Below are 15,830 nucleotides of genomic sequence, written 5' to 3'. Positions count from 1 at the left end.
CCATAGCCACAAGACGGAGTTTGGCGATGACTCGTTATCGTGGGACTACCACCAACCGCAGTCGATAGATCACGCGGTATGGGTCCCGGCCCCCGTGCGCAATTGCGCACTAGGCCGGGACGACATTGCAATGCGTGGTTAGCGCCTACCCCACCTCACTCATACACAAACTCCCCGCCATCCAGATCGGTCTTCGGGATCTCGTCCTTTTCGGTCCAATAGTCCTGGCTGTGCTGCCATTCCGGCTTGTCGCCACGCTTGGGCAGCAAGTCCATGTTGCGCATCATGTAGCCGGGGTTGAAGTTTTCCGGATCGATCCAGGGCAGGATCGGCATGTTGTGGTCTTCGGCGCGCAAGCTCACCTCGACTTTCTTCGCGCCCTTGGTCTTCATATGGCCGAGTAGCCGACAGACGAAGTCGGCGACGAGGTCGACGCGCAGCGTCCAGCTGGCGCGGAAATAGCCGAACACCCAGGCCATGTTCGGCACGCCCGTGAACATCATGCCGCGATAGGTGACGGTGTCGCCGAAGGCGAGCGGCTTGCCGTCGACCTCAAAGGCGATGTCGCCGAGCGCCGCGAGATTGAAGCCGGTTGCGGTGACGATGATGTCGGCTTCGAGCAGCTTGCCGGATTTGAGCTGGATCCCGTTCTCGACGAAACATTCGATCTCGTCGGTAACCACGGACGCCTTGCCGCTGGCGATTCCCTTGAACAGATCGGCATCGGGCACGAAGGCGATGCGCTGCCGCCACGGCCGGTAGCTCGGCGTGAAATGTGTGTCGACATCGTAGTCCGGACCGAGCACCGCACTGATCTGGCCGATCAACTCTTTCTTCACCTGCTCGGGCTTGGAAATGCAAAGCTTCGTAAAAGCGTCCTGTTCGAACAGGATCTTTCGCCGGACAATCTCGTGGATCCATTCCTCGTCGACCTGCAGCCTGCGTAGTTCCTCCGCAATCTCGATGGCGTTGCGGCCGAGGCGGAAATAGGTTGGCGAGCGCTGAAGCATCGTGACATGCGCGCATTTGTCGGCGATGTTCGGCACCAGCGTCGCCGCCGTCGCGCCGGAGCCGATCACGACGACTTTCTTGTTCGCGAGGTCGATATCATCGGGCCAGGTCTGCGGATGAACGATGCGGCCCTTGAAGCGATCCGTGCCCTTCCATTCCGGCGTATAGCCTTCCGAATGGCGGTAATAACCCTGGCACATCCAGAGAAAATTCGCAGTGAAGGTTTTCGCTTCGCCGGTGTCGGTCGTCACCGCCTCGATGGTCCAGAGGTTTTGCTCGCTCGACCAGCTCGCCGAATTGATCTTGTGCTTGTAGCGGATATGCCGCGCGATATCGTTTTCGTCGATCACCTCGTTCATGTAGGCGAGGATTTCCTCGGCGGTTGCGATCGGCGGCCCGACCCACGGCTTGAAGCTATAACCGAAGGTGTGGAGATCGCTGTCGGAGCGGATGCCGGGATAGCGATGCGTGGTCCACGTGCCGCCGAACGTCGCCTGCGTTTCCAGGATGACGAAGCTCGCACCCGGTAGCTGCTTGGTCATGTGATAGGCGCTGCCGACGCCCGAGATGCCGGCGCCGACGATCAGCACGTCGAAATGTTCAGAAGCCTGTTTGGCCGTGGCGTGACTGCGAACAGCGACATTCATTGTTGCTTCTATGCCTTGCTTGTTTTTGTGGCCGCCCTTGATTGGGCGACGCGTTTCCTCCGCGACGGACGTGGTCGCCCATCGCGCTTCCGCTTCAAGATGACATAGATCAGGTCGCGGTCAAATCACAGCGCCGCACCCCAGCTCCGCGCGGTCTGCAAGATCCAGTCGCGATAGAGCGTGAGCGGCGTGACGCCGGTCAGCCCGCCACAGCCGGCCGCCCCGTTCGCCCCCGTGGACCAACTGATGACGCCGACGAGCACGGCTCCGTTCGGCTTGTCCTCGAACACGGGACCGCCGGAATCACCGGTGCAGGCGCCAATTCCGTCGCGAACACCGTTGGTTACGGGATCGACCAGCCGTATCTGGAGCGTGCCGGGCTGACCCGTCGCAACGAGTCCGGCAACGCGGGTCGCGCCGCCACTCTTGCCGTCGCCACGCACGGTTACGCCGATACCGGCGATGACGAAGCGGCTGCCGACCTGGATTGGAATATTCGGCGCGCCGACCGGCACCGTCGATTTTCCCTTGAGTGGAATTTCCAATTGCAGCAGCGCCACGTCGGCGGTAGCGCGATGCGCCTGCATCGCCTGCATGTTGAAATTCGGATGGATCGCGACGGTGCGGACATTCAGCAGTTGCGGCTGACCGTCGGTGCCGCGATCGACGATCTTGTAGTCCGCGCCGGGCTGCACGCAGTGGGCAACGGTGAGCACCAGCTTTGGCGCAACCAGGGTGCCGGTACAGAAATTGCCGCGCGAGCCGACGATCGTGACGACGGCGCGCGCGACGCCATCGGCCTGCGGCGCGCCGCCACCAACGATGGCATAAGCGGGCGTGGCGAGCAGCAGCGCGGTTGTAATCAGCGTTACAAGCTTTTTCATGGGAACACGCTTTGGTGTCGGCATCGTTGACGGCGGTGGGGTTGCTTCGGACTGGCTCTTGCCGATAGCGCATGCTAGCGCTCTTGGAAAGGAATTGACGAGGGCGGGATCTTGACGATCGAGGCTGTGATCTTTGATTTTGGCGGCGTGCTGACGAGTTCGCCGTTCGAGGCGTTCACGCGGTTCGAGACAGAGCGTGGCCTGCCCGTCGACATCATCCGGCGCACCAATGCCGCCAATCATCTGGAAAATGCCTGGGCGAAGTTCGAGCGCGCCGAGGTCGATATCGATGCCTTCGATCAGCTTTTTGCCGCTGAGTCGCTCGCCCTCGGCGCAGAGGTGCGCGGCCGCGACGTGCTGCCGCTGCTTCAGGGCGACCTGCGCCCCGAGATGGTCGAAGCGCTGAAGCGCATCAAGGCGCAATTCAAGACCGGCTGCATCACCAACAATCTGCCGGCCAATGCGATCGGCAGCATGACCGGGCGCTCACTCTATGTCGCCGAGGTGATGGTTCTGTTCGACCATGTCATCGAGTCCGCCAAGATCGGCCTGCGCAAGCCCGATCCGCGCATCTACAAGATGATGGTCGAGACGCTGAACATCGACCCGAAGAATTGCGTCTATCTCGACGATCTCGGCGTCAATCTGAAGCCGGCACGCGAGATGGGTATGACGACGATCAAGGTCACCAGCGGCGCACAGGCGATCGCCGAGCTCGAGGCCGCGACGGGGTTGAAGCTGAGCTAGCGACGCTTACGACCCCTCATCCTACCCCGCGGCTGCTGCGATCCGCTCCGGAAACGCCGCGGCGAGCGAGGCGCGATCGGGTTTCAGCACGCCGCGCTCGGTGATGAGGCCGGTGACGAGCCTCGCCGGGGTGACGTCGAAGGCATAATTCGCGACCGGCGAGCCCTCTGGCACGATACGCACCGTCTCGAGCCTTCCGTCTGCGGTGCGGCCGGTCATGTCGGTGACCTCCGTGCCGCTGCGCTGCTCGATCGGGATGTCGCGGATGCCGTCATCGACGGCGAAATCGATCGTCGGCGACGGCAGCGCGACGTAGAACGGCACGTTATTGTCGTGAGCGGCGAGCGCCTTCAAATATGTGCCGATCTTGTTGCAGACGTCGCCATTGGCGGCAACGCGATCGGTGCCGACGATGGCGAGATCGACCATGCCGTGCTGCATCAGATGCCCACCAGTATTGTCGGGAATCACCGTATGCGCCACGCCGTGATGGCCGAGCTCCCAGGCCGTGAGCGAGGCGCCCTGGTTGCGCGGACGCGTCTCGTCGACCCAGACATGGATCTTGATGCCGCGCTCATGCGCGAGATAGATCGGCGCTGTTGCCGTGCCCCAGTCGACGGTCGCAAGCCAGCCGGCATTGCAATGGGTCAGCACGTTGACCGTCTCGCCCGGCTTCTTCCTTGCGACGATCGCCTCGATGAGTTTCAGGCCATTGCCGGCGATGCCACGGTTGATCTCGACATCCTGTTCGACGATCTCGTCGGCGCGCGCGTATGCCGCTTCCGCCCGCTCCACCGGATCGATCGGCGCGAGGCTCGCGCGCATCTCGTCCAGGGCCCATTTCAGATTGATCGCGGTCGGTCGCGCCACCACGAGCGTGTCGTAGGCGCGCTTCAGGCCGGCGTCGGAGGCATCCTCGCGCATTGCCAGCGCCATGCCGTAGGCTGCGGTCGCGCCGATCAGCGGCGCGCCGCGCACCAGCATGTCGCGGATGGCGAGCGCCGCGTCCTCGCATGAAGTCAGATTTGCAACGATGAATTCATGCGGCAGCCGGCGCTGGTCGATCGCTCCGACCGACCAGCCGTCGCGCTCACGCCAGATACTGCGGAAATGCTTGCCGTCGACCTTCATGGCATTCTGCCTTTCGTATCACGCCCGCAGGATGCGCCCGGCCACCGCATCGAGCTTCTTCAAGAGCTCGGGATCGCGCGCCTCGGGCGCGGTGATCAGCGCGGTGTCGAGCGCGCGGTCCGAGCCGATCGGGCACGGCTCATGCTCGCGCGGGAAGTCTTTCGCCAGCCGTGCCACCAGCGCCTTTGCCTTGTCGGCGTTGGAGCTCAGGACGCGGATGATGTCCTGCACCGTGACGGCGTCGTGATCGGGATGCCAGCAATCGAAATCCGTCACCATCGCGACGGTGGCGTAGCAAAGCTCGGCTTCACGCGCGAGCTTCGCTTCAGGCATGTTGGTCATGCCGATCACGGAATAGCCCAGCGTCTTGTAGGTCATGCTTTCCGCATAGGTGGAGAATTGCGGTCCCTCCATGCAGACATAGGTGCCGCCGCGCGCAACCGCGATGCCCTCGGCTTCGGCCGCCGTGGCAAGATGGATACGCAGCCGCGGCGAGACCGGGTGCGCCATCGACACATGCGCGACGCATCCCCTGCCGAAGAACGAGCTCTCGCGCTTGTGGGTGCGGTCGACGAACTGGTCGACGAGAACGAAGGTGCCCGGCGGCAACTCCTCCCTGAACGAGCCGCAGGCCGACAGCGAGATCAGGTCGGTGACGCCGGCGCGCTTCAGGACGTCGATATTGGCGCGGTAGTTGATGTCGGAGGGCGACAGCCGGTGGCCCTTGTCGTGGCGCGGCAGGAACACGATCGGCAGGCCGGCAATGGAGCCGCGCCGCAGCGGCGCCGACGGCTCACCCCAGGGGCTCTTGATCACCTCTTCGCGAGCGTCCTCCAGTCCCGGCAGATCGTAAATGCCGGAGCCGCCGATGATGCCCAATACCGCCTGCGTCATGCCTGCTCCACCCCGTTCGCCACGTGCGACATGGTTAAGCTATGCCAGTTTTGCGGTCATTTTGAAACGGGGTGTTGGGTATCGATGCCGAGACGAGCGAAAAGCGCTCGCCACACATTCGGTGTCGTCCCGGCGAAGGCCGGAAATCTCGATTAAGCCGCGGCCGCCGACTGCAGCTGGGTCGCGACCATGCGCTCCAGCGTCTCGACGGACTGGAAGTTCTCCGGTGTGATCTCGGACTGGGGAATCGTGAAGTCGAACTCGGCTTCGACGCCGAGCATCAGGTTCACCATGTCCATCGAGGTCAGGCCGGCATCGACGAGCTTGGCCTGCGGCGTGATGTCAGCGGTGAGCGAGTTCTGTGCAAGAATGCCCTTCACCAGCTTGATGATGCGATTGCGCAATTCGGTATCGAAGGCCTGCATCGGTAAATTCCCATCTGTCGACAAAGGTCGGACCGGTTGCCGGCTACGATGGGCACGGCGGGTCGATCCCGCAATGGGCGCCACCATTACTTCGCGTTTCTTAGTAAACGATGACTCAGATTGTCTGGAATTCTGGCTTCTTACAGATCCCTAACGCGACCGCGGAGATTCGGGCGATGCAAACAACCGGACCTTAACTGTTTGTTCGGAATTGGGCTTTGTTTACCCTCTATTTCATCGACGAATTTGAATTAAATCCGTAGCCTCGTCTCATAAGCAAAGATGGTCGGAGGATCGCTTGCGGCATCGCGAATGATGCCGGCGATCTCGAACGGCAAACCGGAGGCGGACGAGTATGAACGTGCGTGAAGCAGTCCTCACTGTCGACGAGACGCAGACGAGCTTTCTCGAGCAGGGTCCCTCTCTGATCGAACGCGCCGCCCGAACCGCTGCCACGGCGGCTGCCGACGCAGACGGGGTCGATCGCGACGCCCGCTTCCCCCACAAGGCTTTCGAGGTCGCGCGTGAGCAGAGGCTGCTCGGCGTCATGATCCCGGTCGAGTTCGGCGGCTTCGGTGCCTCGATCCACGACGTCACCGACGTCTGCTACACGCTCGGACGCGCCTGCGCCTCCACGGCGATGATCTACGCGATGCACACGACAAAGGTCGCCTGCGTCGTCAGGCATGGCCACGGCGTTCCCTGGATGGAAACCATGATGCGCCGGGTCGCGCGCGACCAGTGGCTGCTCGCCTCCTCCACCACCGAAGGCCAGAATGGCGGCAACATCCGCGCCAGCGCAGCCGCCGTCGACGTCGCCGGCGACACCGTCTCGCTCCTGCGCGACGCCACCGTGATCTCCTACGGCGCCGAGGCTGACGGCCTCGTCACCATCGCCCGCCGCGCCACCGATGCTTCTGCGTCCGACCAGGTGCTGCTGGCGCTCGCCAGGGATGATTATTCGCTGAAGCGGACGCTGGGCTGGGAAACGCTCGGCATGCGCGGCACCTGCTCGACCGGTTTCGAGCTGAAGGTCGACTGCCCCGCCGACCGCGTCTTCCCGGAATCCTACGACAGGATCCACGCCCAGACCATGACGCCATTCGCACATCTGTGCTGGTCGTCGGCCTGGGCTGGTATCGCTGCGGCCGCCGTCACTCGTGCGCAGGCCTTCGTTCGCAAGGCGGCCCGCACCTCAGGCGGCCAGATGCCACCGGCGGCCGCGCATTTCACCGCCGCCAAGATGTCGCTGGCCAAGCTGCGGGCGCTGATATCGGCCAATATCGACGCCTTTGCCCGTGCCGAGCACGACGAACGCGCGCTCGGCTCGCTCGACTTCCAGTCTTCGATCACGCTCCTGAAGGTACAGGCCTCGGAGCTCGCGGTCGAGACCGTGATGCATGCGATGCGCACCGCAGGCCTTTCCGGTTACCGCAACGACGGCGAGTTCACCATGGGTCGCCATCTGCGCGACGTGCTGTCGTCGCCGATCATGATCAACAACGACCGTATTCTGGCCAATGCCGCGACGTCGACCCTGATGAGCGGCGTGCCATTGAGCCTTCATGACTGACGTGCCTTTTCGTAACTGACGTGCCTTGGCGTGACTGACGTACCTTGGCGACCAAACCAACAAGAACAATTTTGAGATAGCAGGACATCGAACCATGAACATTGCCGTCCTCCCCAATTCGCCCGAGACCGCCCCGCAAATCGCGGATCCGCTCGATCATCTCGCCAGCAAGCTGTTCCACCCCATGGGCTCGGACGGCGTCTACGCCCGCACCGCGCTTTATGAGGGCATCGTCGAGCGGCTCGCCGCACTGATCACGAGCCATCGTGAAACCGGCACCGAAGTGATGCGCTTCCCGCCGGTGATGAGCCGCGCCCAGCTCGAGAAGTCCGGCTACCTCAAGAGCTTTCCGAACCTGCTCGGCTGCGTCTGCGGTCTGCACGGCACCGAACGCGAGATCAACGCCGCGGTAAGCCGCTTCGATGCCGGCGGCGACTGGACCACCTCGCTCTCGCCGGCAGACCTCGTGCTGTCGCCGGCGGCCTGCTATCCCGTCTATCCGATCGCGGCGAGCCGCGGCCAGTTGCCGAAGGGTGGCCTGCGCTTCGACGTCGCCGCCGACTGCTTCCGCCGCGAGCCGTCAAAACATCTCGACCGGCTGCAATCGTTCCGGATGCGGGAATATGTCTGCATCGGCAGCCCCGACGACGTCGCCGATTTCCGCGAGCGCTGGATGGTGCGCGCGCAGGCGATTGCGGCCGATCTCGGTCTCACCTTCCGCGTCGACTATGCCAGCGACCCGTTCTTCGGTCGCGTCGGTCAGATGAAGGCGGTGAGCCAGAAGCAGCAGCAGCTCAAGTTCGAACTGCTGATCCCGCTGCGCTCGGAAGAGCAGCCGACCGCCTGCATGAGCTTCAACTATCACCGCGAGCATTTCGGCACGACCTGGAACATCCAGGACGCCAATGGCGAGCCGGCCCATACCGGCTGCGTCGCCTTCGGCATGGACCGCCTGGCCGTCGCCATGTTCCACACCCACGGCACCGACCTTTCCGCCTGGCCCGCCAAGGTGCGGGAGATCATGGGCATGCAGCCGCAGATCGCGGCCGATGCCCACGGCGAAGGCTGGCGCTAACGGAACGAGGCCGGTCATTTCCACGGGAAGGACGAGCGTGATCCATACCAAGGTCAGATGCCGCGAGATCACCGAGTCCGACGTCGATGCGGTCGCGGACTTGCTGACGCGCGGCTTCGTCGGCCGCTCGCGCAACTACTGGATCCAGGGCCTGCGCCGGCAGGCCTTCCGGCCCGTACCGGAAGGCTACCCGCGCTTCGGCTATATGCTCGACAATGACGGCACGCCGGTCGGCGTGCTGCTGCTGATCTACACGGCGCGGAAGGATGGCGATGAGACCGCCATCCAGTGCAATCTGTCGAGCTGGTACGTCGATCCGGCCTACCGCAACTACGCCCCACTGCTCACCAAGATCGCGCAGCGGCACAAGGACGTCACCTATCTCAACATCAGCCCGGCGCCGTGGACCTGGCCGATCATCGAGACACAGGGCTTTCGCGCCTATTGCCGCGGCATATTCTTCTCGGTGCCTGCGTTGGCGCGCGTCCCACGCTGGAGCAAGATCGAGGTCATCTCGCAGCACGCCAAGACGATCGACGGGCTTTCCGACGCCGAGACCGAGCTCTTGACGCGGCATGCGCGCTACAATTGCCTCAGCCTCGTCTGCCGCACGCCGAAGGGAACGTTCCCCTTCATCCTGCAGCCGGTACGCATCCGCCGCGGCTTCATTGCGCCGCCCGCGATGAAGCTGATCTACTGCCGCAACGCGGCCGAATACACCGAATGCGCAGGCCGCATCGGCCGGCTGCTGCTGCGGCTCGGCAAAATCTCGGTCGCCGTCGATTCCAATGGCCCGGTTCCCGGCCTCGTCGGCATCTACACCGAGCGGCGCGGCCGCAAATATTTCAAGGGTCCGCACCGGCCGCAGCTCGCCGACCTCACGGATACGGAACTCGTGCTGTATGGGCCGTAGGTCGCCCGGGCCGAACATTCACTGTCGTCCCGGCGAACGCCGGACCCATACCGCGTGATCCGTCGGCAAGCGCAGGGTGCGTGTACCGCGCGAAGACCTTTTCACGACCAGCCTCCGCCAAACCTCTCCCTGTGGTTATGGATTCCGTCGCTCGCCGGGACGACGGAGAATTATTGGGCCTTCCCGCATCCGAGGCACACGACTTTGCATCGCCGGTCACCCTCCGTAAACTACGGCGCTTAAGGGAATTTTCCCGCCTCTTCGCTACCCTCGGCGCCTGAATTACCTTGCGTTAAGTCTATTGCCCGCCGAGACCCCGCCGCTCCATGACGTCGATCCGCGACAACGAGCTTGATGCACGCCGCGAGCAGGGCCCGAAGGCCCTGGTGGGGCTGAGCCAGCTTGCGCTCGACCACATGGAGCAAGGCATGTGCGTCTACGACGCCGCCAACCGGATCGTGCTGGTCAATCAGCGCTACCTCGCGCTGTTCAACATGTCGGCCGAGATCGTGCGGGTCGGCACGAGCTATCGCGACGTGCTCGCGCATAGCGTGGCTCTCGGCAACATCCCCGCGGGGGAAGTCGACGCACTCTATGCCGCGCGCATGGCGCGGATCGCAGCCGGCCAGCCGTTCCGGACTCAACAGACGCTCGCGAGCGGCCTCGTCATGGCGCTCGAGCTGAAGCCGCTCCCCGGCGGCGGCTGGATGACGATCTGCGACGACGTCAGCCGCCTCGCCCGGCTCGAGGCGGAGCTGCGCGTGCAGACCGAGCGTAGCCAGCACGCGCTCGCGAACATGTCGCACGGGCTGATCATGTACGATGCCGACAGCCGCGTCGTCGTCTGCAACGAACGTTTCCTGAACCTCTACAACCTCGACCCGGAAATCGTGAAGCCGGGCGTCACGCACGGCACGACCCTCGATCATTGGCTTTCGCGCGGCAACCTGCCAGGGATGTCGGCCGACGAATTCCACGACACCAGGCTGGAGGACGTGCGCACCAGGAAGACGAAAACCCTGCTGGTGATGCGCTATGACGGACGGATGGTGCAGGCGGTCTCCCGTTTTCTGCCCGACGGCGGCTGGGTGACGGTGCACGAAGACGTCACCGAGCGGCTGCAATACGAGGAGATGCTGAGACGGCAGAACTTCATGCTCGATGCCGCGCTGGAGAACATGGCGCACGGGCTCGCCTTCTACGACAGCGACATGCGCCTGCGCGTCTGCAACACCACCTACCGGAAGATCTATCGGCTGTCGCCGGAGGAGACCAAACCCGGCACGCATCTCGCCGAGCTGATCGAACGCTCGATGGCAAACGGCGCGTTCTCTTCCGAGTATAGTCCGCAACAGCTCCTGGAAGCCGCCAGCGCAAGGATCGCCGACCGCGACTCCTCGCCGATGCGCCGGCGCATGTCGGACGACACGATGATCTCGGTGCGCTACTGCGCGTTGGCCGAGGGCGGTTTCGTCGCCACCTATGAGGACATCACCGAGCGCGAGCACGCAGTCGAGGAGCTGAGCGAGCAGTATCGGCGCTTCGACGCGGCCCTGAACAACATGAGCCAGGGCCTGTGCATGCTCGATTCGAGCCTGCACGTGATCGTCTGCAACCGCCGCTATATCGAGATGTACGGACTGTCGGCCGAATTGGTGAAGCCGGGCGTGTCGATGCGCGAGATCATGGAGCACAGCTGTGAACTCGGCATCCATCCAAACACCACCGCCGCGCGGCTCTATGCCGACTATGTCGAGAGGCTGCGCGAGGGCGAGCACACGCTGCACCGCCATTTGAGCGACGGCCGCATCATCAAGCTCAATCACAAGCGAATGGAGCATGGCGGCTGGGTCGTCACCTATGAGGACGTCACCGAGCGCCACAAGGCCCAGGCCCGCGTGGCTCACATGGCGCGGCACGATTCGCTCACCGACCTGCCCAATCGCACGCTGTTCCGCGAGAAGATGGGCGAGGGGTTGAACCAGGTCGCGATCGCCGGCGGCGCGATGGCCGTGCTGTGCTTCGACCTCGACAATTTCAAGACCGTCAACGACCGCCTCGGCCACGCCGCCGGCGACCGGCTGTTGCGCTGGGTCGCGGCGCGGCTGAAGGAGAACGTCGGCGAGCACGACACCGTCGCGCGGCTCGGCGGCGACGAGTTCGCGGTTCTCCAGCGCGGACCGCAGCCGCAATCGGCGGAAAAGCTCGCACGCCGCCTGGTCGAGATCATCGGTCATCCGCCGCCGCTGGAGAACCAGTCGATCCATGTCGGCGTCTCAGTCGGCATCGCAATCGCGCCCGATCACGGGCTCGACGCCGACGAGCTGATGAAATGCGCCGACCTCGCGCTTTACCAGGCCAAGGCCAAGGGGCGTGGCGCCTATCAACTGTTCGAGCCCGAAATGGAGGAAGAGGCTCGCAGCCGGCACGCGCTCGAGCACGATCTGCGCGGCGCGCTGGAAGCCCGTGAATTCCACCTGGCATTCCAGCCGCAGGTTCGGCTCGACACCACCGAACTTACCGGCTTCGAGGCGCTGCTGCGCTGGAAACATCCCTCGCGCGGCCTCGTCTCGCCGGCCGCATTCATTCCGATCGCGGAAGAGAACGGGCTGATCGTTCCGATCGGCGAATGGGTGCTGCGCACGGCCTGCGCGACCGCCGCGACCTGGCCCGATCTCACCATCGCGGTGAACCTGTCGCCGGTGCAGTTCCGCGCGCGCGGGCTGGTGACGATGGTCACGAGTGCGCTTGCGGAGGCCGGCCTGCCGCCGCATCGGCTCGAGCTCGAGGTCACCGAGACGGCGCTGCTCGACGACAGCGAGGCGACGATCGAGATCCTCCACCAGCTGCGCGCGTTAGGAGTGCGCGTCAGCCTCGACGATTTCGGCGTCGGCTATTCCTCGCTGAGCTATTTGCGCAAATTTCCGTTCGACCGCATCAAGATCGACCGCTCCTTTGTCGGCACGCTCGGCGAAAGCCCGGAGAGCGTGGCGATCGTCCGCACCATCGCCAGCCTCGGGTCGGTGCTCGGCGTCGAGACCACGGCAGAAGGCGTGGAGACGATTGAACAACTCGACTTCGTCCGCGAATGCGGCTGCACCGCCGTGCAGGGATATTATTTCGGCAAGCCCTGCCCGGCCGCGGAGGTCGGACGCACCATCGAGCGACTGAGCGCAGTCCGCCGCGTGGCGTAAGGGCTCCGCCAAAGTCAAATTCCGTATCTCGGCACGTCTCCAAATGACCAATTGTCGCACGTGTCGTTTCCGGCCGGATCGCCGTCCCGTCCCCGGCGGGCGTTCCGCGCATTACGCTTTTCTTCTCCCGTGATTTCGGGGACAATCCCGTCATAACAATGAGAAATGCCGGTCGAACAAGGCCGCCGCGCGGGAGGAGTTTCGATGTCGCGATACGGGCTGAAGACATTCGCCGTTGCCGCCATGCATGTTGCGGGCGCGTTGCTCTCGACCGCCGCCGGTGCGCAGGACTATCCCACCAAACCGGTCACGCTGATCGTGCCATGGCCCGCCGGCGGATCGACCGACATCTCGATGCGCGCGATCGCCGATAGCGCCTCGAAAGTTCTGGGGCAGCCGATCGTGATCGACAACAAGGCCGGCGGCGGCGGCACGGTCGGACCTGCGACCATGGCCGCGGCCGCGAAGCCGGATGGCTACACCATCTCACAGATTCCGATCACCGTCTTCCGCCTGCCCCTGATGCAGGAGGTGTCGTGGGATCCGGCGAAGGACTTCACCTATATCGTTCACCTCACCGGCTATACGTTCGGCGTAACCACGAGCGCGGAGTCGCCGTTCAAGTCCTGGAAGGACGTGGTCGAGTTCGCCAAGGCAAATCCGGGCAAGGTGACCTACGCGACGCCGGGCACCGGGACCTCGCTTCATATCGGCATGGAGCAGATCGCCGCGATGTCCGGCATCAAGCTCACGCAGGTGCCGTTCAAGGGTGGGGCGGAGACCAACGCCGCGGTACTCGGCCAGCACACCATGCTGCAGGCCGACTCCACCGGTTGGCGGCCCTTGGTCGACGCCGGCAAGCTGAAGCTTCTCATGGTGTGGACCGGCGCGCGATCACCGAACTATCCTGACGTGCCGACGCTGAAGGAGCTCGGCTACCCCATGGTCTATGATTCCCCGTTCGGCATCGCAGGCCCCAAGGGCATGGATCCCAAGATCGTCGCCAAGCTGCACGACGCCTTCAAGAAGGCGGTCGAGGATCCCGCGGTGATCGCCACGCTCGCCAAATACGACATGGTGCCGAGTTACAAGAATACCGAGGACTACAAGAAATTCGTCGTCGAAGTCACGGAGTCCGAGCGCAAGGTGATCGACACGCTGGGACTTGCGAAGAAGTAGAGTTCTGCTGCCACACATGCAGGCGTCATCCTGGGGTACGAGCCGCGTTTGCGGCTCGCCTCGAAGGATGGATCGGGGCACCGCCGCCCTTCGGGGGCCGCTGAAGAAGCGGCCACCTCAGGGTGACGGTGGTTGAGAGGTGCTTCACATGAACGACCAAACCAACGTCAAGCTCCGCCTCAACAACTCCGAACTCTGGGGCGGATTGATCGGGCTCGCGCTCGGCGGCTTCGTGATCTGGCAGGGCGTGAAGCTCAAGCTCGGCACCATCAACGACCCCGGCTCCGGCTACGTGCTGTTCTACACGGGCATCCTGATGTGCGTGTTCGCGGCCAGCATTGTCATCTCGGCCATCACCGAAGGCGGGCCGACGCTGGCCTCGCGCTGGGAGAATGTGAGCTGGAGCAAGCCGCTTCTCGTCATCGTCTGCCTCACCGCGTTCTCCTTTGCCCTCGAGCCGCTGGGATTCCTGCTGTCGTCGATCCCGCTGATGCTGCTTCTGTTGCGCCTGATCGATCCCGTGCGCTGGACGCTGGCGATCCCGATCGCCGCGCTGGTGCCGCTCGGCATGTGGTGGGTGCTCAAGCGGCTGCTGCTGATCCAGTTGCCCTCCGGCCTGTTCGGGATCGGTTGACCGCATGGATACGCTTGTCAACGTCGCGCATGGGTTTGGCGTCGCGCTGCTGCCGATCAACCTGCTCTACTGCTTCATCGGCGTCTTCATCGGTACGCTGGTCGGCGTGCTGCCAGGCATCGGGCCGATCTCGGCGATGTCTCTGTTGCTTCCGGTGACACTGTCGGGAACGCCGGAATCCGGCATCATCATGATGGCGGGGATCTATTACGGCTCGATGTATGGCGGCTCGACCACCTCGATCCTGGTCAACATCCCTGGCGAGGCGGCTTCCGTCGTGACCTGTATCGACGGCCATCAGATGGCGAAGCAGGGCCGTGCCGGCCCCGCGCTGGGCATCTCCGCCTTCGGCTCCTTCATCGCCGGCACATTTTCGCTCGTTGCGTTGATGCTGGTGGCGCCTCGGCTCGCCAACATCGCCATCGCGTTCGGCCCTGCCGAATATTTCAGCCTGATGGTGCTCGGCCTCGTCGTGCTCACCTTCCTCACCCAGGGATCGATGCCGAAGGCGCTTCTAATGGCATGTATCGGCGTCGTGCTCGGACTGATCGGGCTCGACAGCATCACGGCGCAGCCGCGGCTGACGTTCGGCCGCATGGAGCTGATCGACGGCATCGGACTCGTGCCCGTCGTGATGGGCCTGTTCGGCGTCGCCGAGGTGCTGCTCAATACCGAGCAGGCGATCAAGCGCGATATCATCAACGCCAAGATCACGCAGCTGTTGCCCAACAAGGCCGATTGGCAAGCGAGCGCCGGCCCGGTGGCGCGCGGCACGTTGCTCGGCTTCCTGCTCGGCATTCTGCCGGGCGGCGGCGCGGTGGTGGCCTCGTTCGCGTCCTATGCGCTGGAGAAGCGGCTGTCGAAAACGCCGGAGCGCTTCGGCCATGGCGCAATCGAGGGCGTAGCGGGTCCCGAATCCGCCAACAACGCGGCGGCCGGCGGCGCGTTCATTCCGCTGATGACCTTGGGCATCCCCCCGAACGTGGTGATGGCGCTGCTGCTCGGCGCCTTCGTCATCCACGGCCTGCAACCGGGACCGCTGCTGATCACGCAAAATCCCGGCCTGTTCTGGGGCATCGTCGCCAGCATGTATATCGGCAACGTCATGCTGCTGATCCTCAATTTGCCGCTGATCGGCATGTGGGTGCAGCTCTTGAAGCTGCCCTACAACATCCTGTTTCCGCTGATCATCCTGTTCACGATCCTGGGCGTCTACTGCTCGAGCAACAACGTGTTCGACGTCTATGTGATGATCGCGTTCGGGATCATCGGCTATTTCATGCGCAAGCTCGGCTTCGAGCCCGCGCCGCTGGTGCTGGCGTTCGTGCTGGGACCGATGATGGAGAACAATCTGCGCAAGTCGCTGATCCTGTCGCAGGGCGACCTCTGGACCTTTGTGCAGCGGCCGATCTCGGCGGCGTGTCTTGCGCTCGCGCTGGGGCTGCTGTTGGCGCCGCTATTGCCCGCATTGCGCAAGAAGCGCGAGCTCGTGGCGCTCGATGAGGGCGCGTGAGGGTTTCGTA

Annotated in this window: 13 protein-coding genes; 8 read left to right on the top strand and 5 right to left on the bottom strand. The window is 63.9% G+C overall.

The window, feature by feature from the left end; all coding sequences use genetic code 11:
- Positions 1-155: 155 nt before the first annotated feature.
- Both JQ591_RS06995 and JQ591_RS06990 read right to left on the bottom strand, forming a co-directional pair.
- A complete protein-coding gene (locus tag JQ591_RS06995; RefSeq protein ID WP_211395278.1) occupies positions 156-1,658 on the bottom strand; it encodes a flavin-containing monooxygenase in 1,503 nt (500 codons plus the stop codon).
- Between the two features lie 125 nt (positions 1,659-1,783).
- Complete coding sequence (locus JQ591_RS06990; RefSeq protein ID WP_211395277.1) at positions 1,784-2,542, bottom strand: S1 family peptidase; 759 nt, start codon at positions 2,540-2,542, stop codon at positions 1,784-1,786.
- A 111-nt stretch (positions 2,543-2,653) separates the two neighbouring features.
- On the opposite strand from JQ591_RS06990, the gene JQ591_RS06985 reads away from it, so the two are divergent.
- Positions 2,654-3,289, top strand: a complete 636-nt coding sequence (locus JQ591_RS06985; RefSeq protein WP_211395276.1) for an HAD-IA family hydrolase — start codon at positions 2,654-2,656, stop codon at positions 3,287-3,289.
- 21 nt (positions 3,290-3,310) lie between these two features.
- On the opposite strand, the gene mtnA is transcribed toward JQ591_RS06985, so the two are convergent.
- The 3 genes from mtnA to JQ591_RS06970 form a co-directional block, all read right to left on the bottom strand.
- Entirely contained in the window at positions 3,311-4,420 is a 1,110-nt protein-coding gene (gene mtnA / locus JQ591_RS06980) for an S-methyl-5-thioribose-1-phosphate isomerase (protein WP_211395275.1), read from the bottom strand.
- Between the two features lie 18 nt (positions 4,421-4,438).
- A complete protein-coding gene (locus tag JQ591_RS06975; RefSeq protein ID WP_211395274.1) occupies positions 4,439-5,314 on the bottom strand; it encodes an S-methyl-5'-thioadenosine phosphorylase in 876 nt (291 codons plus the stop codon).
- Positions 5,315-5,466: 152 nt separating this feature from the next.
- Positions 5,467-5,739 carry a phosphopantetheine-binding protein gene (locus JQ591_RS06970; RefSeq protein WP_211395273.1) on the bottom strand — a complete coding sequence of 91 codons (273 nt, stop codon included), beginning with the start codon at positions 5,737-5,739 and terminating at the stop codon, positions 5,467-5,469.
- A gap of 355 nt (positions 5,740-6,094) precedes the next feature.
- On the opposite strand from JQ591_RS06970, the gene JQ591_RS06965 reads away from it, so the two are divergent.
- The 7 genes from JQ591_RS06965 to JQ591_RS06935 all read left to right on the top strand — a co-directional run bounded on the left by JQ591_RS06965 (position 6,095) and on the right by JQ591_RS06935 (position 15,820).
- Positions 6,095-7,312 (top strand): acyl-CoA dehydrogenase family protein, encoded by a 1,218-nt coding sequence (locus JQ591_RS06965; protein WP_211395272.1) that lies wholly within the window; start codon positions 6,095-6,097, stop codon positions 7,310-7,312.
- 94 nt (positions 7,313-7,406) lie between these two features.
- Positions 7,407-8,387, top strand: coding sequence for an amino acid--[acyl-carrier-protein] ligase (locus tag JQ591_RS06960; protein WP_211395271.1), 981 nt, complete (start codon positions 7,407-7,409; stop codon positions 8,385-8,387).
- A 37-nt stretch (positions 8,388-8,424) separates the two neighbouring features.
- A complete protein-coding gene (locus JQ591_RS06955) occupies positions 8,425-9,300 on the top strand; it encodes an acyl-CoA acyltransferase (RefSeq protein WP_211395270.1) in 876 nt (291 codons plus the stop codon).
- Positions 9,301-9,626: 326 nt separating this feature from the next.
- Positions 9,627-12,494 (top strand): PAS-domain containing protein, encoded by a 2,868-nt coding sequence (locus JQ591_RS06950; protein WP_211395269.1) that lies wholly within the window; start codon positions 9,627-9,629, stop codon positions 12,492-12,494.
- Positions 12,495-12,698: 204 nt separating this feature from the next.
- On the top strand, positions 12,699-13,673 hold the full coding sequence (locus JQ591_RS06945) for a tripartite tricarboxylate transporter substrate binding protein (protein ID WP_211395268.1): 975 nt from the start codon (positions 12,699-12,701) through the stop codon (positions 13,671-13,673).
- Positions 13,674-13,821: 148 nt separating this feature from the next.
- A complete protein-coding gene (locus JQ591_RS06940; RefSeq protein ID WP_211395267.1) occupies positions 13,822-14,307 on the top strand; it encodes a tripartite tricarboxylate transporter TctB family protein in 486 nt (161 codons plus the stop codon).
- Positions 14,308-14,311: 4 nt separating this feature from the next.
- Positions 14,312-15,820: a tripartite tricarboxylate transporter permease gene (locus JQ591_RS06935; RefSeq protein ID WP_211395266.1), complete on the top strand. Its 1,509-nt coding sequence runs from the start codon at positions 14,312-14,314 to the stop codon at positions 15,818-15,820.
- Positions 15,821-15,830: the final 10 nt, after the last annotated feature.

The sequence above is a fragment of the Bradyrhizobium canariense genome, assembly GCF_018130465.1.
Classification (GTDB): Bacteria; Pseudomonadota; Alphaproteobacteria; order Rhizobiales; family Xanthobacteraceae; genus Bradyrhizobium; species Bradyrhizobium canariense_C.
The sequence above is the reverse complement of the archived record's forward strand: the minus strand, read 5'-3'. Positions and strand labels throughout refer to the sequence as shown.